Annotated in this window: 21 protein-coding genes; 8 read left to right on the top strand and 13 right to left on the bottom strand. The window is 53.1% G+C overall.

Going from position 1 to position 23,499, the window contains the following annotated elements:
• Positions 1–17: 17 nt before the first annotated feature.
• The 7 genes from AB0A83_RS17725 to AB0A83_RS17695 all read right to left on the bottom strand — a co-directional run bounded on the left by AB0A83_RS17725 (position 18) and on the right by AB0A83_RS17695 (position 7,869).
• On the bottom strand, positions 18–578 hold the full coding sequence (locus AB0A83_RS17725) for a PilX N-terminal domain-containing pilus assembly protein (RefSeq protein WP_367154857.1): 561 nt from the start codon (positions 576–578) through the stop codon (positions 18–20).
• Positions 575–1,600, bottom strand: a complete 1,026-nt coding sequence (locus AB0A83_RS17720; RefSeq protein WP_367154856.1) for a PilW family protein — start codon at positions 1,598–1,600, stop codon at positions 575–577. Before AB0A83_RS17720 ends, AB0A83_RS17725 begins: the two co-directional genes overlap by 4 nt.
• Complete coding sequence (gene pilV / locus AB0A83_RS17715; protein WP_150050688.1) at positions 1,597–2,040, bottom strand: type IV pilus modification protein PilV; 444 nt, start codon at positions 2,038–2,040, stop codon at positions 1,597–1,599. Before pilV ends, AB0A83_RS17720 begins: the two co-directional genes overlap by 4 nt.
• A gap of 1 nt (position 2,041) precedes the next feature.
• Entirely contained in the window at positions 2,042–2,620 is a 579-nt protein-coding gene (locus AB0A83_RS17710; protein ID WP_150052073.1) for a GspH/FimT family pseudopilin, read from the bottom strand.
• A gap of 149 nt (positions 2,621–2,769) precedes the next feature.
• Complete coding sequence (locus tag AB0A83_RS17705; RefSeq protein WP_367154855.1) at positions 2,770–3,366, bottom strand: GspH/FimT family pseudopilin; 597 nt, start codon at positions 3,364–3,366, stop codon at positions 2,770–2,772.
• A gap of 228 nt (positions 3,367–3,594) precedes the next feature.
• Entirely contained in the window at positions 3,595–7,041 is a 3,447-nt protein-coding gene (gene mfd / locus AB0A83_RS17700) for a transcription-repair coupling factor (RefSeq protein WP_367154854.1), read from the bottom strand.
• Positions 7,042–7,119: 78 nt separating this feature from the next.
• Positions 7,120–7,869, bottom strand: a complete 750-nt coding sequence (locus tag AB0A83_RS17695) for a flagellar brake protein (RefSeq protein WP_150050684.1) — start codon at positions 7,867–7,869, stop codon at positions 7,120–7,122.
• Positions 7,870–7,950: 81 nt separating this feature from the next.
• Between AB0A83_RS17695 and AB0A83_RS17690 the strand changes: the two genes are divergently transcribed.
• From AB0A83_RS17690 to rimO, 4 genes are read left to right on the top strand one after another with little or no spacing between them, the layout of a single operon-like run.
• Entirely contained in the window at positions 7,951–8,271 is a 321-nt protein-coding gene (locus AB0A83_RS17690; RefSeq protein ID WP_367154853.1) for a multidrug efflux SMR transporter, read from the top strand.
• 2 nt (positions 8,272–8,273) lie between these two features.
• Positions 8,274–8,567: a DsrH/TusB family sulfur metabolism protein gene (locus AB0A83_RS17685; RefSeq protein ID WP_150050680.1), complete on the top strand. Its 294-nt coding sequence runs from the start codon at positions 8,274–8,276 to the stop codon at positions 8,565–8,567.
• Positions 8,558–8,890 carry a TusE/DsrC/DsvC family sulfur relay protein gene (locus tag AB0A83_RS17680; RefSeq protein ID WP_150050678.1) on the top strand — a complete coding sequence of 111 codons (333 nt, stop codon included), beginning with the start codon at positions 8,558–8,560 and terminating at the stop codon, positions 8,888–8,890. The genes AB0A83_RS17685 and AB0A83_RS17680 overlap by 10 nt, the downstream gene beginning before the upstream one ends.
• A gap of 27 nt (positions 8,891–8,917) precedes the next feature.
• Positions 8,918–10,234 (top strand): 30S ribosomal protein S12 methylthiotransferase RimO, encoded by a 1,317-nt coding sequence (gene rimO, locus AB0A83_RS17675; protein ID WP_150050676.1) that lies wholly within the window; start codon positions 8,918–8,920, stop codon positions 10,232–10,234.
• A 302-nt stretch (positions 10,235–10,536) separates the two neighbouring features.
• Here rimO and AB0A83_RS17670 read toward each other — a convergent pair whose 3' ends face one another.
• From AB0A83_RS17670 to AB0A83_RS17650, 5 genes are all read right to left on the bottom strand, one after another.
• Complete coding sequence (locus AB0A83_RS17670; protein ID WP_150050674.1) at positions 10,537–10,746, bottom strand: cold-shock protein; 210 nt, start codon at positions 10,744–10,746, stop codon at positions 10,537–10,539.
• A gap of 384 nt (positions 10,747–11,130) precedes the next feature.
• Positions 11,131–13,218, bottom strand: a complete 2,088-nt coding sequence (locus AB0A83_RS17665) for a sodium:proton antiporter (RefSeq protein WP_150050672.1) — start codon at positions 13,216–13,218, stop codon at positions 11,131–11,133.
• Positions 13,219–13,373: 155 nt separating this feature from the next.
• Complete coding sequence (locus AB0A83_RS17660; protein WP_367154851.1) at positions 13,374–17,042, bottom strand: pyridine nucleotide-disulfide oxidoreductase; 3,669 nt, start codon at positions 17,040–17,042, stop codon at positions 13,374–13,376.
• Positions 17,043–17,284: 242 nt separating this feature from the next.
• A complete protein-coding gene (gene secF / locus AB0A83_RS17655; RefSeq protein ID WP_367154850.1) occupies positions 17,285–18,211 on the bottom strand; it encodes a protein translocase subunit SecF in 927 nt (308 codons plus the stop codon).
• Positions 18,212–18,285: 74 nt separating this feature from the next.
• Positions 18,286–19,743, bottom strand: coding sequence for a TrkH family potassium uptake protein (locus AB0A83_RS17650; RefSeq protein WP_150050666.1), 1,458 nt, complete (start codon positions 19,741–19,743; stop codon positions 18,286–18,288).
• A gap of 241 nt (positions 19,744–19,984) precedes the next feature.
• On the opposite strand from AB0A83_RS17650, the gene AB0A83_RS17645 reads away from it, so the two are divergent.
• Together AB0A83_RS17645 and AB0A83_RS17640 are read left to right on the top strand one after the other, a co-directional pair.
• Positions 19,985–20,506, top strand: a complete 522-nt coding sequence (locus AB0A83_RS17645) for a phosphatase PAP2 family protein (protein WP_150050664.1) — start codon at positions 19,985–19,987, stop codon at positions 20,504–20,506.
• Complete coding sequence (locus AB0A83_RS17640) at positions 20,506–21,564, top strand: MJ1255/VC2487 family glycosyltransferase (protein WP_150052069.1); 1,059 nt, start codon at positions 20,506–20,508, stop codon at positions 21,562–21,564. Before AB0A83_RS17645 ends, AB0A83_RS17640 begins: the two co-directional genes overlap by 1 nt.
• On the opposite strand, the gene AB0A83_RS17635 is transcribed toward AB0A83_RS17640, so the two are convergent.
• Entirely contained in the window at positions 21,561–22,550 is a 990-nt protein-coding gene (locus tag AB0A83_RS17635) for a hypothetical protein (protein WP_150050662.1), read from the bottom strand. The two genes, AB0A83_RS17640 and AB0A83_RS17635, sit on opposite strands and share 4 nt — an antisense overlap.
• A 142-nt stretch (positions 22,551–22,692) precedes the next feature.
• On the opposite strand from AB0A83_RS17635, the gene gcvH reads away from it, so the two are divergent.
• The gene (gene gcvH, locus AB0A83_RS17630) at positions 22,693–23,076 is read left to right on the top strand and encodes a glycine cleavage system protein GcvH (protein WP_150050660.1); all 384 of its coding nucleotides are present in this window, start codon (positions 22,693–22,695) and stop codon (positions 23,074–23,076) included.
• An 11-nt stretch (positions 23,077–23,087) separates the two neighbouring features.
• Positions 23,088–23,447, top strand: a complete 360-nt coding sequence (locus tag AB0A83_RS17625) for a diacylglycerol kinase (RefSeq protein WP_367154849.1) — start codon at positions 23,088–23,090, stop codon at positions 23,445–23,447.
• Positions 23,448–23,499: the final 52 nt, after the last annotated feature.

Raw genomic sequence — 23,499 nt, 5'->3', positions numbered from 1 at the left:
GATAGGGTCCTCCAGCGTTAGTTGGTGGCGTAAATCGACTGGAGCATGACGGTGGCCCGCCCTGTTCCCGGATTGCTGCGCGCGGTAATTCGGTAACGTTTACAGTTCTTGGGATCGGAGGCGCCGCCGTCGGTGCATTGAAATTCGCTACCCAAGTATTCGATAAAATATTGGGGGGCGTTGCCTGCCAGGGTTCCCAAGCTGGCGCTGGCATTGGTCCAGCCGGTAAAACCGGACGCGCTTTCCCAACGCGGGGTACAATCGCTGTCGGCTTTCGGGCAGATGCCGTTAGTGCAGTTGTTGATGACATTCGGGTTGGTGGGGCAGCTGTTGGCGGTGCTATCGGTATAAGATGGCGTAGGTTTATTGTCTTCCGCGTACTTTTCCGCTTCCCGCAAGGCGGCTTCGGCGGCTTGAAAGGCCAGATTTCGGTCGAAGCTGTTGGCGGCCATTTTTTCTTCCAGGCTGACCGAGCGGATGCCGGCTACGCCTAACAGCGTGGTGACGATCAGCAGCATCAGGGAAACAAACAGGGCGACGCCGCGTTGTTGCCGGGCTAAGGCAGGTAGGGAGCTCATGACTGCCGGTTCCTGATGGTGATGGTGGCGTTCCAGGTGCGCGTTAACGGTTGCGCCGTGCCGGTGGCGACGTTTTCCAGCGATTGCAAGGTAAATATCAGCCGTATCGCGACGACTCGGGTCCAGGTGGTAATGCTGGTGGCGTCAACGTAATTACTTGCCAAGTTGCCGCTGGCGTCTTTGGCTAAGTATTGCAGCTGCATATCGGTAATGCCTTCCGCCACTTCGTCGGCTTGGGTCGCGGCGTTGCCGCCGCTGTTGTACATTTTGACCCGATACAACGATTTGCCGCCGCGGCTGTTGTAGCCGATATACCAGGCATTGGAGGATAGTTTGGTCAGGATGCCGCCGTCTTCGAAAGAATATTCCTCGCCGTTGGTAGTGCAGATGGTGGGATAGCCCAGGCCTTTGCTGCAGTTAGCGGGGGCTTGCGAGCCACCGGTATTGTGGACGATGGTGACATTGCTGTCGTTGGCGTTGGTGGTTTGAAAGATGGCGGCTTGTTTGAAGTCGCAAACCATCAATACGTCGCCGTCGACGATCTCGTGTGCCGTGGTATTGACTTTGAATTCGGCGGCGGTCGGATTATGGTCGGTCACCGTGGTGCCGTTGTACGCCGTGCCGCTCAAAATGGACACCGCGTCGGTGCCCGAGACTCTGGAAGCGGTTGCGGTGCCGATGGCTTTGGCGGGCAGGGTCTCCGTGCCTTCGTAACCGTGCAGACCTTCGCCCCAGTTGGCCCACCAGGTGGTGTCGGCATCGTTCAACACGTTGCCGGTCGGCAAATTGCTACCGCACGGAATGCCGCCGGCTTCGCGCAAATCGCGGGCAATCACTTCGAAGGCATAGCGGGCGCTTTCCTGCATGCGAGACAGGTTCTCGTTTTGCCGATAAACCGCCCGATTGGATAAAAACACGCTGACGACGCCGCCGATCAAAAACAGGCCCAGCATCATCGCGATCATTAGCTCGATCAAACTGAATCCCGCTTGGGGGGAGTTGGGGACGTAGGTTTTATTCATAGTCGGGTTTTGATTTCCACGGTTTGGGTGCTGGCGCCGCCGAGGCCGCGACTGTCGTCCCAATAGACTTTCACGGTGCAGCTGGTTACGTTGCAGGTAATTTCGCCGCAGGTACTGTTCAGGTTGCCCAAATTGGTTTTAAGGGCGGAAATCCAGGCCGCTTGGTCGTTTGTGATCAAAGAACCGGTGGCGGGGGCGGAACAGGTTTTGCTCAAGTTGTAAGACGCAATCATGGCGGCATCGCGGTTGGCTCGCATGGCGTCCAGCATGTAATACGCCAGCATTGTGGCTTGGCTGCGTTGAAAGGCGCTTTGGTTATTTTTGAGGGCATTGGTCTGTAGCGCGGCAATGCCAAGCAGGCCGAAGGATAGAATCAATACGGCGATCAACACTTCCAGTAAAGAGAAACCTAGCTGAGGTTGGCGATGTACAGGGCGCATACTAGGGGGACTCGCAACTGGTAAGGTTTCCGTTATCGGTTTCCGGGATGTGGTCGGTATCGCTGCTATTGTCAACCGCGATACGGGGCCGTAACGGCGTAATAATGACGGCTTTGGCGCTTTCTTCGTCACTGTTATGGCAGGCGGCGAAATTACCGTTGCCGGACGTGGCGCCCCTGGGGTCGTACCAGATGATGTGTGGAAAGGCGGAACTGCGCAGGGTGTATTGATTCGGAAGCGCCGGCCAGACTTTCAGAATTTCGGTGCTATCCAAGCTGCCGTTGTTGTTGCTGTCCACATAGGCAATCCAGCCTTGTTCCCAATATTCGCTCGCCGAGGTCGAGCAGGTTCTTGGCGAGGTGGTTTCCGGGCTTTTGCAAATGGCCGCTTTATGCCCGCTCCTAATGGCTTCGGCCCGGATAAAATTCAGCGCAGCGAAAAATTCATTGTTTATGGTGGACAAGCGGTTGCCGACGATGGTTTGTTTGAAGCTGGGAATAGCCATGCTCAGCAATACGGAGGCAACCGCAACGGCGATCATCAGTTCGATCAAAGTTACCCCGCTTTGCCTGATCGGCATGTCTTTCCTCCTAAATTCGATGAGTCCGGTTCGATAAGCGGATAAGCGCCTACCCCTGATCAAGATGCTAGTATAGGCAGGGATCGGGGAATGTGAAATTCAACACAGAGCGTATAAGATTTGCGGCAAGCCACGAAATACCTGCCGGGTCAAAATCCGGACATGCATGAAGTGATGTCCTGTCCGGAGTCTTTTTCGGGGATGCCGTCGCGGTCGCTGTCCGTAGCAATCCTGGGGCGGCCTACCAGGTTGACGATCAGCAATTTTGTGCCTTGCAGTTGCTGGTTCTTACAAAGGGCGAAACTCCCCATGCCGTTGCTGCTGCCGTTCGGTTGATAGCCGACGTAAGATTGAAATCTACTGTTGTTGCCGCGCAAGGTGTAGCCATCGTTCAAACCGGGGTAGGTTTTTAGCAGGATGTCGCTATCGGCGTCGAAGGCGTTTTTACTATCCGTTGAATCCCGTTTGAGGTCGATGAAAATCTGCCAGCCGTCTTCCCAATCGCTGCCGGTCTTGCGCATTACCACGTATTGACCGCGTTTGATCGCTTCGCTGCGGGCCAGGTTCAGAGCCGCCAAAAATTCGTTGGCGGTTGCGGATAGTTGGTTGTTGACGACTATTGCGCTAAGGCTAGGCAAAGCCAATGTCAACAGGATTGAGGCTATTGCCACAGTCGCTATCAATTCGGTGAGACTGAAGCCGGTGCGATTGTTTCGCCTAACGCCAAGGCCGAATAATTTGGACATAGTACACCCTTCATTGCTAGGTTGTAATATGAGGCGACTTTAGGTCCGCCATGCTCTGCACGGCTAGAAAATAGCGTAAATATCGGCTTTTGTCGATTTATTTTATGCGAAGGCGAATTAAGAGCTTTGTTAGCGGTCTGGGCTGGTTTAGCGTTTGTTTATTTCCATAGCGCTGTTCATGATGCTTTTGGCGATTATCCGTGAGTTTGACGTAAACCATTGTTTTAGCTACGGTGCATCTTTCGGCGTTAGGCGCAACAGCAATTGTTGTAGGAAAGCGACTTTGCTTTCCAGATCGTCGAAGCTCCGGTTAAACCGTAGCTTATCGGCGCCGTCGAATTTGTATAGCGCGGTTTGGGTTTGAATCAGCGAGATCAGCTCGCCGGTGTCGATATGCGACGAACTGCTAAACACCAAGCGTCCGGTTTTGGCGGACGCTTCGATTTTCTTGATTCCCAGCGGCGCGGCCAGCTGTTTAAGTTCGGTAACGGCGAACAATGCCTTGACCGGATCGGGCAAAAGGCCGAAGCGGTCTATCATCTCGATTTTTAATTTACGCAAGTCTTCTTCGGTTTCCGCGCTGGCGATGCGCTTGTACAGCACCAGGCGAGCATGAATATCCGGCAGATAATCTTCCGGAATTAATGCGGCAATTTGTAAATCGACCTCCGGCCCCAGTTCTAACGGAATCTCCAATTCCGGTTGTCGTCCGGAGCGCAATGCAGCGACGGCGCGCTCCAATAATTCGGTGTACAGCGTGAAACCGATTTCCTGCATTTGTCCGCTTTGCTCGTCGCCCAGCAATTCGCCGGCGCCGCGAATTTCCATGTCGTGTGAAGACAGCATAAAGCCGGCGCCCAGTTCGCCGGAAGTTTCAAAGGCTTCCAGGCGTTTGACGGCATCCGCGGTCATCAAGGTTTTAGGCGGGACGATACAGTAGGCGTAAGCGCGGTGGTGCGAACGGCCCACCCGGCCGCGTAGTTGGTGCAATTGCGCCAAGCCGAGTTTGTCGGCGCGATTGATGACAATCGTGTTGGCGCTGGGGATGTCGATGCCGCTTTCGATGATGGTGGTGGCAATCAGCAAATTGAAGCGTTGATGGTAAAAGTCCAACATGATGCGCTCCAGTTCGCGTTCCGCCATTTGTCCGTGAGCAATTTGGATACGGGCTTCCGGTACTAACACGCCCAGCTCTCCGGCCATTTTTTCCATAGTTTTGACGTCGTTGTGCAAGAAAAATACTTGTCCGCCGCGCTTGATTTCCCTTTGGCAAGCCTCTTGGATTTGGGAATCTATCCATTCGGTGATAAATGTTTTGATCGCGTGCCGATTGGGCGGCGGGGTGGCGATAATGGAAATATCGCGCAAGCCGGACATGGCCATGTTGAGGGTGCGCGGAATCGGCGTGGCGGTCAGGGTTAACAAGTCCAGTTCGCAGCGCAGTTTTTTAAAGTGCTCTTTCTGGGTGACGCCGAAGCGATGCTCCTCGTCGATGATGACCAGGCCCAATGCCTGGTATTGCAAGTCCTTGGACAGCAACTTATGTGTGCCTATGATGATGTCGACTTTGCCGGCCGCGAGTTCGTCTATGATGGATTTTTGCTGTTTCGCGGTCACGAAACGCGACATGACTTCTACGCGTATCGGCCAATCCGCAAAGCGGTCGCGGAAATTTTGGTAATGCTGTTGGGCAAGCAAGGTGGTCGGAACCAGAACGGCGACTTGTTTGCCGTTTTGTACCGCTACGAAAGCGGCGCGCATCGCCACTTCGGTTTTGCCAAAGCCGACGTCGCCGCATACCACCCGGTCCATGGGATGAGGCGAGGCCATATCTTGCACGATGGCGTCGATGGCACTGATTTGGTCCGGCGTTTCTTCGAAAGGAAATGCCGCACAAAAAGCGTTGTAATCGCCGTCGTCGATGTTGAACGCGTAGCCTTCCCGGGCGGCGCGTTTGGCGTGAATGTCCAGCAGTTCGGCCGCGACGTCGCGCGCCCGCTCCAGGGCCTTTTGTTTGGCTTTACTCCATTGTTCGCTGCCTAATTTGTGCAGAGGCGCGCTTTCCGCGCTGACGCCGCTGTAACGGCCGATTAATTGCAACGACGATACCGGAACGTAGATTTTGTCGCCGCCGGCATAACCCAGCATTAGAAATTCGGCGTCTATACCGCCGACGTTCAAAGTTTGTAGCCCTAGATAGCGGCCGACACCGTGTTCCCGGTGGACGACCGGCGAGCCTATGCTCAGCTCGTCCAGGTTATTGAAGATGTTTTCCAGGTTGCGCGATGCCGATTTTTGTCGGCGCCTGCGTTGTTGGGCTTTTTCGCCGCTCAGTTGGCTTTCGACGATAATGGCGAGCGGCGGGTCGCGGAGAATCAAGCCTTGTTCCAGCGGCGCGACGGTAATGCAGACTTTGTGTTCGCTTTGTAGGAATTCCTGCCAGTTTTGTACCGGTTTGCTTGTCAGTTTTACGCTTTTTAACTTGTCCAGCAGGCTTTCCCGGTAGCCCGCGGTTTCGGCCGCGAATAAAATTTTGCCGGAAAAATTTTCGATGAATTGGCGTAAGGCGTGGGCCGGTTCTTTGAGTCGGTTGTCGATGGTCAGATTCGGCAGCGGCGCTTCCGCCGTTTCGACGCTCGTTGACGTGTCGAAACGGACGCGGGCGAAACGTTGCGTGTGCGCAAGGGTTTCTGCGGTCGTCAGGAACAATCGCTGCGGCGGCAGCAAGGGGCGTTCGACGTCGAAGTTGCGTTGCCGATAACGTTCTTGGGCTTCGGCGTAAAATCGGTCGAGCGCGGTGTCGAATTCGCCGGGCAAAACCAATAACGCCGACTGCGGCAAATAGGCGAATATGGATTCGGTATGTTCGACGAATAACGGCAGGTAGTATTCGATCCCGGCCGGGGCGATTTGTTTGGAGACGTCTTGATAGAGATTGTTTTTGGCCGACGCGTTGGGAAATTGTTCGCGAAAGGCCTGACGAAAGCGTTTGACGGCGTCGTCGGTAAACGGAAACTCGCGTGCGGGGTATAGTTCGACCTTGGACATCTTGTCTTTCGACATCTGAGTTTCCGGATCGAAGCTGCGAATGGATTCGACTTCGTCGTCGAACAGTTCGATGCGATACGGCTGTTTGGAGCCCATGGGAAACAGGTCCATAATCGAGCCGCGCACCGCAAATTCGCCGTGTTGATACACTTGGGACACGCACTGGTAGCCGACCGCTTCCAATTTCGCGCGGGTCAATTCCAGATTTAACGTGCCGTTGATTTCAATGGAAAAGGTATGCGCCAGCACGTGTTCGCGCGGTGCCAGCCGGTGCATCAAGGTAGAGACGGGGACGATTAATACGCCGTGCTTGGTTTCCGGGAGCAGGGCCAGGGTGCGTAGCCTGTCGGAAATGATTTCCGGTAGCGGCGAGAATACGTCGTAAGGTAAGGTTTCCCAATCCGGAAATTGCAATATCGGGATGCAATCGTTTAAGAAGAAACCTAGTTCCTGCTCCAAGCGCAGGGCACAGTTACTATCCGGCGCGATCACGACGAACAAGCGTTTTTCGGAGCGGATGGCGTTTGCCAGTGTCAATGATTGGCTGCAGGCGGCGTGGCCTTGCCAAGCGCTAACGGCCTCGTTGCTACGAGGAATGGGCGGGATCGGAAACGAGGTATAAGACATTAAAGGTTGTTGCGCTGCGGGTATTAGTTGGCAGTTTGGAGGTTGGGTAACCGCCGGGATGAATGACGGGCGTTTTAATTAATGGTTGACATTTTTCTGTTGAATTTCGATTTCTTGCATGTAACGCAATATATTGGTTTCGAAGCTGGTCGGCACGTTTTCGAATAAACAGCCTATTCGGTTTTTGGTGGTGGTCGCACTGGTTTTGGTTTCGACGTTGTTTTTAATCACAAAGCTGATGTTACCGTGATTGCCGTTATGCAAATGTAATTCGCATTCGGTGAAGCGACAGTCCGGCTGCAGTTGGGCGGCCCACTTAGCATCGGCGTTCAAAAACGCCATCCCGCTGACGCTGAGGTCGTACAAGGGGAATATCACGGACTGTTCGACGGTTTCCTCGTTTTCGTTAGATGTAACCAGTTTGAGACGGCAATAACTTTCCGTATGGGATAAAGGGATTTTTACCCGATAAAATTGCCGGCGCTGCATCCAGAAAATCGCTTCCGGAATGGGCATCGATAATACCCATTCGTCGTCCTCGCGGGTTTTTTTAATGCCTTTGCCGCTGAAGGAGACTTTGATTCCTTCCACTTCGGTACGAAACAGCACTTTGCCGGACGCCAGCAATTGCTGATCAATGCTGTCGTTTGGGCCGCAGTCCAGGCTAAGGCTATTGTTGTTTTTGTCCAGGTTGACGATGGTCGTCAGGAACGAGGTATTTCGATCGCCGAAGTGTGCGCTGATCAAACACTTTCTACTGACTAATTCGCTGAAGTGGCTGAATACCAGCTTGGCATTTTTGACAACGTAATCGGATTCGGTGGACATCGGCGGCGGCTAAAAATTACGGTTTGATAGACCCGGTATTGTAAAATAGCCTGGATGTTTCTGCATGATTAGGAAAGCCGAATGGGGTGGTTGTTATTGTTCAGTGCGGGGTGTTCGGAAATCGTCTTCGCGTTGAGCCTTAAGTATAACGAAGGTTTCAGTAAATTATGGCCTAGCGTTTTGACTTGTTTTTCCGGGGCGGGCAGCTTTTATTTGTTGATGCTTTCTCTTAAAAGCTTGCCGTTGGGTACTGCTTATGCGGTTTGGACGGGGATGGGGGCGGTCGGAGTTGCCGTAATCGGTATAGTGATGTTCAAAGAGTCCGCCGATTGGATCCGGTTGGCTTCTATCTTGCTGATTGTTGTCGGTATTGCGGGTTTGAAATTGACCCACGTCGAATAGTCATGCTGCATTTGCTGGCACAGGCGTCATTGTCCGATGAGGTGATGCTGCGCGTTGCAGCCGGAGACGATGTGTTATTGCAAGGCAGCGCGGTTTGGGCCGCTTTCCGGGGACATGCCGATAATCCAAAAGTTTTGCATTTGTTAGGATTGACATGCCGGATTTATGCCTTACAAGATTGGTTAACGGTTAACGGTATCGCTTTAGATCAATTGTTGACCGGCGTTGAGGCCATAGATTACGGCGAGTTGGTGGTACTGACGGAACAAAATCCGGTGATTGCCACATGGTGTTGATAGTCGATGGCCTAAGTTTGGAAACGACCGATGATGGCTTCTTGCGCGATTGCAGCGCCTGGAATCGTCAAGTAGCCGAGGCGCTGGCTTGCGCGGACGGCATTGAAATCGGCGAGGAACATTGGGAAATCCTGTATTTCATCCGCAACTATTACAGCCAATTCAAACATCTTCCCAATGCGCGCATGTTCGCCGCGGCAATCCGCAAACAATTGGGCGACGAAAAAGCGGCGAGTCGCTACCTGCAAACACTGTTTCCGCAAGGGCCGCTGAAATATGCTTGTAAATTGGCGGGTTTGCCGAAGCCGCCAACCTGTCTTTAGCCCCTATAACTTTTTTGAGAGTCACGAATGAGGAATCCGCGCGTAGGTTTTATTAGTTTGGGTTGTCCAAAAGCCTTGGTCGATAGCGAACAGATATTGACCCGGTTGCGTAGCGAGGGCTATTCGATTGCGCCTAACTATAAAGACTCGGATTTGGTTATCGTCAATACCTGCGGATTTATAGACGCGGCGGTCGAGGAATCCTTGGATAGCATAGGCGAAGCCTTGGCCGAAAACGGCAAAGTCATCGTCACCGGGTGTTTGGGCGCGCGTCAAGATGAAATTTTGGCCAGACATCCGCAGGTTTTGAAAATTACAGGGGCGCACGCTACCGAGGAAGTGGTCGATGCGGTTCATCAGCATTTGCCGCCGGCACATAACCCTTTTATGGATTTGCTGCCGCCGCAAGGCATTAAATTAACCCCTAAGCACTATGCCTATCTTAAAATTTCCGAAGGTTGCAATCACCGTTGCACGTTCTGCATCATTCCCTCCATGCGCGGCGACTTGCTTAGCCGGCCTATCGACGGTGTGATGCAAGAGGCCGAAAATCTGGCGAATGCGGGTGTTAAAGAGTTGCTGATCGTTTCGCAAGATACCAGTGCTTACGGATTGGATTTGAAGTATCAACCTGCTATCTGGCGCGGACTGGAACGGCAAACCCGTTTTTACGATCTGGCTGCGGCTTTGGGTGAATTGGGCATTTGGGTGCGGATGCATTACGTTTATCCCTATCCCCATGTCGACGAGGTGATTCCGCTGATGGCGGACAGAAAAATCTTGCCGTATTTGGATATTCCTTTTCAGCACGCTAACTCCCGGGTGTTGAAAGCGATGCGCCGGCCGGCGGCGGCTGAAAACAATTTGGAACGGATTCGTGCTTGGCGACAAGTTTGCCCCGATTTGACCATACGCAGTACTTTCATCGTCGGTTTTCCGGGGGAAACCGAACAGGATTTTGAGGAGTTGCTGCAGTTTCTGTCCGAAGCGCAGTTGGATAGAGTGGGATGTTTTGCTTATTCACCGGTGAAAGGCGCGGCGGCTAACGCATTGCCCGGTGCTGTAGCCGAAGACGTCAAGCAACAGCGTTTGGAGCGCTTCATGCAACATCAAGCGCAAATCAGTGCCGCGCGATTGCTGAGACGAATCGGCAAAATAGAGACGGTGTTAGTCGACGAAGTAGTGGAAGAAGGTGCGGTCGCGCGCAGCAGGAGCGATGCGCCTGAAATCGACGGTCAGGTATTCATCGATGGAGCTACCCATTTGCAGGTGGGTGATTTTGTTAGGGTGCAAATTGAAGACGCGGACGAATACGACTTGTGGGCCAGATTGTGCGCCGATTAGTCTGTGCGGATGTCGTTAACGCTTTTCCGGTATGGTCGCCACGACAGGGCGAATGGCGCGAAGAACTTGTAGTGTGGTTAGCACCTTAGATTTTGCCCCCTTAAGTAAAGAGGGGGCAAAAAAAGCCGCGCTCTGCTCAATACGTCAGCAGCAAAATCCCGACCGTCAATAAGGCGCAGGCATCGCCTCAGTCAACAGCCCATGGTTTAAGTTTGCTGAACCTGCAGTGCGAGGGGCAGGACCAGTAGCTTGGCCACTGCGGCTATTAGCCGCAGTGGCTCAGAAATTACAAGGCGAAGCGATTACAGCGGGGTAACGTTTTCGGCTTGCAGGCCTTTTTGACCGTTAGTCACTTCCATGGTCACTTTTTGGCCTTCTTTCAAGGTTTTACGGCCTGAGCCGTTAATGGCGCTGAAATGAACGAATACGTCTTTGCCGCCGTCTTGTTCGATGAAGCCGAAGCCTTTTTCATCGTTGAACCATTTCACTTTACCTTCTACTTGTGCTGACATAAATCTCTCTTTTACAAAATTGCCGTCGCCGGCGGGTTGTTACGGGTGTTGAATAAAGCAGGTAGAAGTAGGCACATCTGTAGCGACAACGATTACCGAGCTAAATCAGGGTTAATTATACATAGCAATATCGATAGTCCAAGAAAAAAGATGGATTCTGTGTGTTAAGGTTGGGTGACACGCCCTAAGGGCGATTTTTTTTAAATTTCGGCAAAATCGTTTGTTTATTATCGGCCGGTTTCGAGGCGGCGTTTAAGCTAACTGTCTAGCTTCTTAGTTCTATTGACCGGCCGGGCGCGGCGGATGACGGCGTTCGGATTCGGGGAAGAGGGCGGCTTTTTGCCTCAAGCCGGTTCATCGCCCGACTTGAGGCAAAACGGGGGATTAAAGGCCGCTTTGCTCCAGTTCGTGCTTTAATAGAATATACAGCTTGCTGGTGATGATTTCGTTTTTGTGCAATTTTTCCAAGGTTTCTTCCCTTAAAACCGATAAAGATTGCAGGGTAGTGGCTTCGTTCAAGCGGCTTAAAATTTCTTCGTTTTCACGAATAACCGCTTCCATTTTTTCATGGGTATTGTCGCGGATAGCGCGGAATAGATTGCGCAGGTTTTCTAACGCGGCTTTGTCGTCGAATACTTCTCTAAGGCTGGAGTTTTCCACCGCGTCCAACTCCTTCAGCACTTCGTTGCTGATTTTTTTCAAAGCGCGATAGTAACGGTAAATTTCCTCCGGTTTGACTTGATAATCGCGCCAAAATACTAGGTGGCTGACAATGGATACAAAACGGTCCAAGCTGTCGATAGGGAAGTTTTCGTCGATAGAATGGACTTGTTGCTGACCGCGTTTGATGCGCTCGGTTTGTATGCTCAGCATGTTGCTGATTTTTTTATAGGTTTTTTCCTCGATTTCGCCGCGCAGAAATATGTCTTTAAGCGCTTCTTTTTCTACGCCCAAGGCATAGGTGCGCAACATATCTTCAATTAAGGTATCGGACTCGCCGATGGCGTTTTTGCACTCCAGGCAAGCGATTTGGTACAAGCTTTGGTAGCGGCTTTTCAGTTTTTCGTATTGCTTAGGGGTCAGTTGCTGGTCTTGCAACAGTTCTTCCAATTTATCCAGCGACTTGTCGTAAATTTGCGCCTTACTCTTGTGATAGCCCACCTGCTCCATAGGGGTTAAAGCATCGATGCCTAGGGCGCGCATGACTTTGCCTATCGTGGTGGCTTTGACCAGCAGGGTGAAATAAATGCTGCCTATGGTCACCGCGGCGACAAAGTCTTTGACGCTGAAGTTGAAGTGCCAGCCGGACACGGTCAAATCGTCGGGAATCAACAGCACCATGATTACCGCCAATGAACCGCGTAAGCTTCCCCAGGCGAGTAGATGCATCCAGTTGCTGGGAATCGGTCGTTCTTTACCGGTCCGGTTCAACAACCAAAGCAAGGGGTATACCGAAACAGCCCGGCCGACGACGACGGTGGCGATACCTAATAAAATAGGCAGTAAGGCGATATTCAAGTCGATCGCCAAGTCGGCGAACAGCAAGCCCATCAAAATGAATACCAGGGAGTTGGTGACGAAAGCGAAGTAACTCCAGAACTTCTCCATGTATTCTTCGACGTCGGCGGACATTTTGTAGCGGCCGAAATTGCCGATGACCATGGATGCGGTCAAGGTAGCGATGATGGACGACAAGCGGATTTCCTGACCGGCAATTTGCAGATGTTCGGAAATGACTTCGGTCAGTATGAAGGTGAAATGGGCGACTAGCAGCGTCAGCGTGATTTCCAGGTGCTCGTTACCGTGGACGCGTTCGATCAATTTTGCGAACAAAAAGCCCATGATCAGGCCAAACAGAATGCCGCCCAACAACATGGTGGAAAAGGAAAACAAGGCCGTCCATACGGAGTCGAAGCCGTGGAAGCCTTTGAGCATCAAATCCAGGGTCACTAAAAAAGCGGCGAAACCGGTGGCGTCGTTAAACAAGCTTTCCCCTTCGAATATCAGGGTTAGCCGTTGCGGAGCGCCGTACTCCTTAAACAAGGCGAGGACGGCTACCGGGTCGGTCGACGAAATGATGGCGCCGAACAACAGCAATACCAGCATGGGGACGTCGAATCCAGCCGTTTCGAAGGCGTAAAAGCCGGCGATGCCGATGAACAGGGTGGATACGAGTAGCCCGACGACTGCCAACAAGCCGATCGAGTAGATGTTTTCGGTGACGTGGCGGATATTCATGTTGTAGGCCGATTCGAAAATCAAGATCGGCAAAAACACGAAAAACAACAATTCCGGCGTGAGCTCGAAACTGGTAATGAATGAAAATAATTCGATATGAGACAACGGAACCAGCAGCGAGCCGGCGATCACCAGCAACACGGTGTAAGGTAGCTTGAGTTTTTTCGACAGCATGAAAACCGCCAGCGAAATTAACATCAAACTGAATAAAGACAAAAATACGTCGAGCTTCATAAGCCCTTCATCGAGATAAGAGTTATATCATCAAAGCAATAAGGCAGTTGCGATACCTCTAGGTTCCGCAACTGCCTTAGGCACTTACCGGACAGTATAGTTCGCTGCCGGTGCTCGGTGCTCGGCGCCGTTAGTAGCGCTTACCGATAGGTTGATCAGGCTTGCTCCAGCAAGTAAGTCAACCACAAGGATGATAGTTTTTCCTGCACGGTATTTTGCCGCAAGCGGGCGGCCAGATTTGGAAAGTCGACGTAGTCCAGCGCTTGGTCCTGGTTGTAGCAAGAGTACATGAAACTTTCTTCGCCGCTGTCCGGATCGACGTGCTTACACATACATTGCGCGCAAACCCCTTTCATCATGCATTGCATCGGCGAGTTGATCGAGCCTACCGCTTCGTGGCCTTCCTTGAGATAGGGTTTTAGCACGCCGAAACGGGCCGCTTTGACGGCGGCCATCATTTTGTCCGAGCCTATGACGATCAAATGTTCCACGTCTTGCAGCCGAACTTGGGTTTCGCCCAGCTGGCCCTCGGCGTATGCGATCATGGCCTCGACGATGTTGCCGACGAAGGTTTTATCCTGTGGGCGGGTGACCGGAATCGCTTCGTTACCGGGGCGATTATCGACGGCCCAGACGATGACGTCCGAGGCTTCCTCGATTTCGGCGACTTTGAACAAATCGGCACGGTTGCGATAGCCGGCGAAATACAGCACTTTGTTGCCGGCTGCGCGCATGGCTTTACCGATGGAGAACAGCACTGCGTTACCCAAGCCGCCGCCCAACAACAGTACGGTTTTGCCGGTGGGGATCTCGGTCGGTGCGCCGGTGACGCCCATCAATACCAAAGGGTCGCCGGCCTTCCAGGTGGCGCACAAGCGGCTGGAACTGCCCATTTCCAAGGCGATCAAGGACACCAAGCCCCGTTCTTTATCCACCCAGGCGCCGGTCAGGGCCAAGCCCTCGGCGGCCAAGGCGGTGCCCTCGACCACGGGAGCCAGGGATTCGAAGTTTTGTACCCGGTAAAACTGGCCGGGCTCGAAATTTTTGGCGGCTGCCGGCGCTTTGATCACGACTTCGATGATGGTTGGGGTCAAGCGGTTGACTTCAACCACGTGGGCTTTGAAATAACCGTCCAGCGAGTCTTGCAAAGCGTGCAATCGGGCGTTGCGTTCGTTTTGTTCGGCCGGGTCCAGCGCGGCCAATTCGTCAGCAAACAGCTTTACCACATAGGGATAGCCGTCTTTGGCGCTAGCCATGGCTTTTACCACGTTGCCGGCATAAACCGGGTGGTTGTCGCCGTAGAAACTGATGTAGCGGCCTTCGCTGCAATACGAGGTAAAAGGCGCCGGTTTGCCGACTTTTACCTGGGCTTCGTCGGCCATCGCTACCAATGCCGCTTTGCCGTCCAGCCATTCCGGTTCGTGGCGTTTGTAGAATTTGCCTTCCATTTGGAAGGTGCGCGGGTGTTCGCTTTGGTAAATCGTGTTGGGCGCGGTGCCGGCGGCAATGAACAAGCCGCGCAAGCCGACCTCGACTTCGTCGGTTTTACGCCATTTGCCGTCTTGTAATTCCAGTTTTTCGAAGCGGACTGCCTTTAGATGGCCGTATGGGTCTTCGACGGCTTCCAAGGGGCTCATGCCTTCGGCCAGATAAATGCCTTCCGACAGGGCTTCGTGGATTTCCTCGTGGTTTTGCCGGTAAGCGGGCGAGTCTTTGATGCCTTTGCGGTAAAACAGGGTGACGCCGCCCCACTGTTTCAAAAACGGCAGAAAATCCGGGGTTTCGCCGGCTGCGGCGGCGCGGGTGCGTTCGGCTTCTATGATGCGGCCGTGCGCTAAAAATTCTTCCAGGATTTCCAGTTCTTCGGCGTCGTAACGGCTGCGTACTTCGGTTTCACCGTATTGCGCGACCAGTTTGTCGTAGCGCTTGGTGATTTTGCTGACTTGCAACGGATAATAGGCCAACAATTCGGTGGCGGTGTCGATAGCGGTCAGGCCGCCGCCGATGACGCCGCACGGCATCCGGACTTGCAGGTTGGCCAGCGAGGTTTCTTTGGCCGCGCCGGTCAATTGCAAGCCCATCAAAAAGTCCGAAGCTTTGCGAATGCCGCGGATCATGTTGTTTTTCAGATCGATGACCGTCGGTTTGCCGGCGCCGCTAGCGATGGCGATATGGTCGAAACCCAACTCCCAGGCCTCGTCTATGCTGACGGTGCCGCCGAAACGCACGCCGCCGTAACATTTAAACGCATTGCGGCGCAGCAAGGTCAGGTAAATGACTTTTAGAAAGTTTTTATCCCAGCGCACGGTGATGCCGTACTCGGCCACGCCGCCGAAGCCCAGCATGATGCGTTTGTCCAGATCGTCGTACAGCTCCTTAAAGTCCAAAATCGGCATTGGGGCGTTGTTGCGGTCGCCGGTCAAATGCAGGGGTAGCGGTTCTATTTTCAGGCCGTCTATGCCGACCACGCCGAAGCCTTCGTTCAACAGGTAATGGGCCAGGGTGTAGCCGGCCGGTCCCATGCCGGCGATCAGCACGTTTTTGCCGTTGTAAGGCAAGGCGACCGGGCGTTTGACGTTTAGGGGGTTCCAGCGGGTCAACAGGCTGTAAATTTCGAATCCCCACGGCATGAACAACACGTCGGTCAGGACGTTGGTCTCGATTTGCGGAATGTTGACTGCCTCGGTTTTTTGATAGATACAGCCGCGCATGCAGTCGTTGCAAATCCTGTGGCCGGTGCCGGGGCACATCGGGTTGTCGATGATGATCATCGCCAGCGCGCCGATGTTGTCGCCCTGACGCTTGACCAAGTGCATTTCGGAGATTTTTTCCTGCAGCGGGCAACCGGTCATCAACGAGCCCAGATGATTGGCTTTGAACGTGCCGTCTTTTTTGTTTTTGATGCCTTTGGAACAGGAGTCGTTGTCGCGGTCGTGGCAATAAATGCAATGGTCGACTTCGTACAAGGTTTGGCGCTGATTGAAGCGTTTATCGGTCAAGGCGAAACCGTCGCGGCGCCGGTGTTCGTGTTCGCCGCAAGCCCATACCCGGTAGCCGGACTGTTCAACCGAGTCGTGATGGACCAAGTTGTCCAAATCGGTCTTCTCGGCAATTTTAAAACTGAGCCATTTTTTGACTAAGGCTTGTAATTCCGGGGCTTGTTTGGCGGCGAAACTCCAGCGCCAGACGATGTCCAGCAAGCCGCCGATCAAGCTGCTAGCGCTGTCGTAGTTGACATTCAGGGCCGGAAATTCGGCTATGCGACTTTTGAGTACGGCTACGTCCGCTTCGCTTAGCTCGGCTTGCTGCGACAACTGCCACAATTCGGCGCCCAGTTGCGCGACGGCAAGTTCAGGGTCTTGGGCGAACACGGTTTGTTTGGCGGTTGCGCTTATTAAAGCTTCCAACTGCCCTTGTAATTCGGTTAAGTTCCAGCCGTCGCATGTTTGGCCTTTGAAACGGCTGGCCAATTTGCCGACGATTTCGGTGCGGTAGACGAAGATGCTGTCGAATTCGTCGCCGATTTTGCCGATTTGTTGCTCGCGTACATCGGTTACATTGAACAAGCGAGCCACGAAGGTACCAACCAAAGGCGCCAATTTAACTAAAAGTTCCGACACGGCTTCGGGCTTCATGCCTTCGCCGCCGCAGGCGCGGTAGGCGCTAAGCTCCGCGAACAGCTCGGGGGCGTGCTGCTTGACCGAATCGTCGAACGTCGTCATCAGGTCTTGCAAGCGCTGAGCGTCGTGCAGATCCTGATAGTCGAATCCGGGCAGGCCCAGGGACAGTTGAGTAAATTGACTGGTGTTGGGATGCTGTGACATGGACTTGTTCCTTAAGTTAAGAAGAGGGATGGAAAACAATGCTGGCTTTACGCTATGCCTTGGGGTGGACGGTGGTTCCGTGGCCGCCGCCAAGGCTTAGGCAATTTGGGATGTTATTACTCTGAAAATCATCGTAGGGGGGCCTTCTCGTCGCGAATAGCCCTTCGAATTGCGATGGAGCGTCGGTCCCGTTATCAATGCTTTTCATTGGCCGGGGGGGGCTTGTCATGCGTTCATGCGCGTTAGGGTAAATCTTCGATAGTGTTATCGCGCTGTATTTCCATTACGTCGTCTTTATTCAAGCCTAGCGCGAGGGCAATTGCACTGGCGACGTAGATGGAGGAATAAGTACCGACCACGACGCCTATCAGCATCGCGACAGAAAAACCGTGTATGGTTTTTCCGCCTAAAAATACCAATGCCAGCACGGTCAAGAACACGGTGAACGAGGTCAGCAGGGTGCGGCTCAAGGTTTCGTTCAACGCGACATTGGTGACTTCATCCACGCTGCTTACCCGGCTGGAGCGGAAATTCTCCCGGATTCTGTCGTAAACGACGATGGTGTCGTTAATCGAATAACCGATAATCGCTAACAGTGCGGACAACACGGTCATGTCGAATTCCCAGCCGAAGACGGAAAAAAATCCCAGGGTGATAACCGAGTCGTGAACCAATGCGAGGACCGCGCCGACCGAGAATTTCCATTCGAAGCGCACGCTAACGTAAATCATCACGCCGATGAAAGCGAACAGCAGCGCAAGGCCGCCGTCGTCCAGCAATTCGTCTCCGACCTGCGGGCCGACGAATTCCACCCGCCGCAATTCGCCGGGTTGCGTCTGGCTGGCGTTGGCCGCATCCAATACTTGCTGACCCAGTTGTTGCTGGTTAACGGCGGTAATGGGTTTTAATCGCACCAATACTTCTTCGGAACTGCCGAAATGTTGCACGTTGGCGTCGGCAAAGCCGCGTTCGGCAAAGCTATCGCGCATCTTGGTCAAATCCACCGATTGGTTGAAATGCATTTCGTATACGCTGCCGCCGGTAAAATCTATGCCTAAATTCAAGCCGTTAATGCATAACGAGAGAATGGAGGCGGCGACCAACAGGCCGGAAAAAATGAATGCCAGCTTGCGCTTGCCTAAGAAATCGAGTTGGGAAACGGTTTGCATGCACGAATCCTATCAGTGAAGTAAAACCACGTAGGCTTTGATTCTATGGTCAAGAGCCAAATTGTTGAATTGTACTATTTTTTCCAGAAAGTAGGGGTAAAAAGCACGACCAGGGTAAAAACCTCCAAGCGTCCGAGCAACATGGTTACGGCGCAAATCCAGGTTTGAAAATCGTTTAAATGCGCGTAGTTTGTCGAGGGGCCTACGCTGTTCAAACCCGGGCCGGCATTATTGATGCACGCTAAAACCGCACTGAGGGCGGAAATGGGGTCCATGCCGGTAAATATCAGCGCAAAGGTCATTACCACCACGGAAATGAAGTACAAGAAAATAAACGCCAGCACCGCGAAGATGATCTTATTGGCGATGACGGTGTTGCCGATGCGGATTGGATTGACGGCGCGCGGATGCAGGATTTTGAACATTTCCCGGCCCGCTTGTTTGAATAAAAGCAAGGCACGAAACATTTTGATGCCGCCGCCGGTTGAGCCGGTACAAATGGTGATGCAGCTGAGAAACAGCATCCACCAGGGAATAAACGGCGGCCATTTGTCGAAATCGTCGTTGGTGAATCCGGCATCGGTGGCGATCGAGACTAAATTGAAGGTGATGTAGCGTAAACCGGTGAGAAAATCCGGATAAACGGCGAAATGTTCAATATGAAACGCGCATAGCAGGATGCTACCGGTTAAAAGACCTAGCATGGGCATGAATTCCGGGTCTTGGGAATACGCTTTGGTGCTTTTGCAATGAATGGCGGAGTAATGGGTGGCGAAATTGGTTGCGCCGATTAACATGAATACCGTAATCACCAGTTCTATCGCCGGCGAGTCGTAATAACCTATGCTGGCGTCGTGGGTGGAAAAGCCGCCCAGCGATAGCGTGGAAAAGGCATGGCAAATCGCGTCGAACCAGGTCATGCCGGCGACGTACAAACATACGCTACACAGCAGGGTGTAACCGGCATAGACCAGCCATAACAAGCGGGCGGTTTCGGTGATGCGCGGGGTCAGCTTGCTGTCTTTAACCGGGCCGGGAATTTCCGCTTTATACAGCTGCATGCCGCCGACGCCCAATAACGGCAAAATCGCTACGGCCAACACGATAATCCCCAGCCCGCCTATCCAGTTCAATTCGTGCCGCCAAAGATTCAGCGACGGTGCCAGATTGTCCAACCCCACTAATACGGTTGCCCCGGTAGTGGTGAATCCGGACATGGTTTCGAAAAAAGCGTCGGTAAACGACAAGCCCGGCATGCCCCACAGCAAGGGTAAGGTGGCGGCGGATGCCATCAACAGCCAAAAAAACGCCACCAATAAATAGCCGTCGCGATTCCGCAAATCCCCGCGGTAACGCATGGTCGCTCCGGCTAAGGTGCCGCCTATGCCTATGTTCAAGGACATGCCGCGCAGAAAATGTTCGGTCATGCCGTCGCCGAAATAAAGCGAAGCCGCAATCGGCAGGGTGTAGGTCAACCCGAAAATCATCAAGATCAGGCCTAACACGAAGCCTAAAGTACAAAATCGTTGCATAGGGGCCTGTTTTTGCCGAAAAAACGCGGCTGGCGACCAGATTGGTAATGGTTGGCAGGGGTGGGGATTGTAGCAAACATTCGCATAAATTCGCGCCGTCATATAACGGTAAAACAACAGTCATTTGCTCGTCATCTTGTGGGATTACGCTTAGCACACATCCGGAGAAATAGAAAATTACGGAAAAAATGGGTTTTCCAGTTGCCGCAACGGGGTGCGGCACGCTAAGCGGAGTACTGACATGAAACTGATGTATACCATACACAATTACGACGTCCGGTTATTTACCAGTTTGACCAACAGCGCCTTGCATGCCGGCTTGGCTGCGTTCTGCCGGCGCTTGTCCAAGACGGCGGACGGTCTACTGTACGTGTTGCTGGCAGCCCTGCTGCTGTGGCAGCACGGGGTGAGCGATCCTTTATTGCAAGTCATGGTTTTGGGCTTTTTGCTGGAAAGACCGCTGTATTTTCTGTTGAAAAACGGCTTTAAACGGAATAGGCCGCAACAGGCATTAACCGGCTTTCGTAGCGTCATTACCCCTTCGGATCAATTTAGTTTTCCGTCGGGCCATACTTCCGCCGCCTTTATGGTGGCAACCATGGTCAGTTATTTTTTTCCGGCACTAGCGCCGGGGTTATACGCCTGGGCTTTAGCTATCGGTTTTTCCCGCGTGGTGCTGGGCGTGCATTTCCCTACCGATACCCTGATGGGGGCGGTGTTAGGCTCGTTTACTGCGTTTATCAGTCTTAATAGCATTCTATGATGAAAATTTTTTACGGTGTCCAAGGCACCGGTAACGGACACATCACCCGTGCCCGGGTGATGGCGCGCGAGTTATTTAAAGCCGGCTTCGATGTTACCTTTCAATTTACCGGCCGGCCGGCGGACAAGTATTTCGACATGGAGGTGTTCAATGGTTATCAGGTTAGGGAAGGATTAACCTTTAATACCAGCAACGGCCAGGTGTCGTATTTGAAAACCGCACTGCAAGCCAAGCCTATCCGCTTTGTCACAGACGTCAACCGCCTGGATTTGCGCGCTTACGATTTGGTGATCAGCGACTTTGAGCCCGTCACCGCTTGGGCGGCAAAACGGCAAAGAAAAACAGTGATAGGCATAGGCCACCAGTATGCGTTCGGCCATCAAGTGCCGCGCCAGGGTTCCGATCCCTTGGCGGAACAAGTAATGAAATATTTCGCGCCGGCCGACATCGGTGTCGGTTTGCATTGGCATCATTTCGGTCAACCGATCTTGCCGCCCATCATAGAGACGCCGAATTTTCCGGAGAAAATTCAGGCGGACAAGATTTTGGTGTATTTGCCGTTCGAAAATCCGCACAAGGTACTCCAGCACTTATGTCCGTTCGAGAACTTTCGCTTTCACGTCTATTCGCCGGACGTCATTGATTCCAAATATTCGCACGTGCAATTCAAAGCCTTGTCCCGGGAAGGGTTTCAGCGCGACTTGTACGATTGCGCCGGCATTATCAGCAACGCCGGTTTCGAATTGGCCAGCGAATCCTTGCAGCTTGGCAAAAAAATCCTTGCCAAGCCCTTGCACGCGCAAATGGAGCAAATTTCCAACGCGGCGGCGCTGGTGCAATTGGGTTACGGACATACCATGTATGAACTGGACAGCGCGGTGATAGAAGACTGGCTGCACAATCCGCATGCCGTACACGTTACTTACCCCAACGTCGCGAAGGTGTTGGTGCAGTGGTTACACGACGGCATGCCGGCCATGGATATGGATTTCGTGGAGAATGTCTGGAACAGTGTGGAAGTTTTGCAAATCCGGCATAAACCGGGACATACCGCTTAGTCCTTATCTTCGTCGGGTATCAGGTTTTTCAACTCTTGCGACAACATGGTTTGCGCGCCTTGAACCACGATCTCTTCGCCGGGCGAGAACGGTTCGCCGGCAAAATACCCGTTGGCGCCCGGCGTCAAGGTCGGTAACAAGCGGCGGACGAATTGGCCTGCCGCGCTTTGGACAAACACAAAGGCTTGACCTAAATGCCAGACGACGGCGGATTCCGGAATCCATACGCCTTGACTCGCCTGATTGCCGCGCTTGATCCAAGCAGTCACTCGGGCGCCGTAAGGCAGGTTTTGTTGTTCGGTGAAGCAGAAATATTGACGGCCTTGGGTCAAGGGGTCGGCCTGGGGAGCTGGGCCGATTAGATGCGCCGTAATGGCTTGGGTACGGTCGCCGTGTTGTGCCACGGCGATGTCTTGGGTGTTGTCCGGTAGCGATGAGTTGGGCGGCAGACTAATGATGAGCAATTGGCGGCGCTGGACCAGAAACGGCGCTATCTGTTTGCCGTCGGGCTCGGCGAACCACGCCGTCAGTGTATCGCCCCACTGCAAGCGACTGGCGGAGAGTAGATTCTGCCGGCGGTAGCCCGTAGCGGCTAAATTGGCCTGATCGCTTTGCCATTGGGCTTGCTGCTCTTGCAAGCGGCGGGTGGACACGATGTCGTGACTGTGCAAATCCCGGGTTCTGGCTAAATTGGCGTCCGATGCGCGGTAGCGAGCTTGTGCGCTGCTTTGCACGGCTTGTTCCTGCAACAATTGCTGGCGAAAGGTCAGCAAGGGCTCCAGGTTGATGACGCTGCCGAAGGCCGTGGTTTCCGGTGCTTGGCTTGCGGCTGCTAAGGCTTGGGTTTTAATGCCCGCCAGCTGGCGTAAATCGGTGCTGGCGTTTTCGGATGCGGCGGCCGGCGCCTCGTCGTCATCGGCGTAACTAACCGGGCCGCGGCTAAGCAGCACGGCCAATAGTGTTATTACGGCGGATTTAACCAACATAGTTCGAGTTATCAGTGGGCGGGCGCTAAGCCTGACATGAGCGGGTGACGATTTTTGCATACTTGGCTATTGTAATTTTTTGTTGTTAAAAAAAAATAGCCGGTTATGCTGTGGGAGTTGCTTACTGTTGCGGGAATCGGAAATGAAACACATGCCAGACCACTTGAAATATGCGGTGACTCACGAATGGGCTTGTCTCGAAGACGCACAAATCGTCCGGGTCGGTATCACCGATTTCGCCCAGTCGGAATTGGGCGACATCGTATTCATAGGCTTGCCGGACATAGGCCGTAAAGTCAAATTCAACGAACAGCTAGCGGTCGTGGAATCGGTTAAGACCGCTTCGGATTTGTTCAGCCCGGCAACCGGGACCGTCGTGGCGGTCAACCCGGCCGTGCAGGACGAGCCCGAGCGGATCAACGAGGATGCGTTTGTCAATTGGCTGTTTTGCATACAGGCCGACGATCCGTCCGAACTGGACCAGTTGATGGATGCACAGGCCTATCAAAAAATGATAGAGGAATAACGAGAGTAACGATGGCCAATCAGAATGCAAAAGGTTTAAAGCGCTTAATCAACGCTTGTTTTTTTTCGGTGGCCGGATTCAAAGCGACTTGGCAACACGAAGAAGCGTTTCGCCAAGAAGTGACGCTTTTCGCCGTTTCGGCCCCCTTAGCGTTGTGGTTGGGCCATACCCCGATAGAAAAAGTATTATTAATCGGCAGCGTCGTTTTGGTGTTGTTGGTAGAACTATTGAATTCGGCGGTGGAAGCGGTTGTGGACCGGGTGGGCTTCGAACATCACGAGCTATCCGGCCGCGCTAAGGATATCGGTTCGGCAGCGGTAATGCTGTCGTTGGCCTGGGCCGCGGCGACTTGGGCGTTGATCCTATTGTAAGCTCGGCATAGCGCCGGCTTGTGCCGTAAGCCAACATCCGTTACCTTAGCGC

This window comes from Methylomonas sp. HYX-M1 (assembly GCF_040741385.1).
Lineage (GTDB): Bacteria > Pseudomonadota > Gammaproteobacteria > Methylococcales > Methylomonadaceae > Methylomonas > Methylomonas rhizoryzae.
Note: the sequence above shows the minus strand (reverse complement) of the source record. Positions and strands in the feature narration are given on the sequence as shown.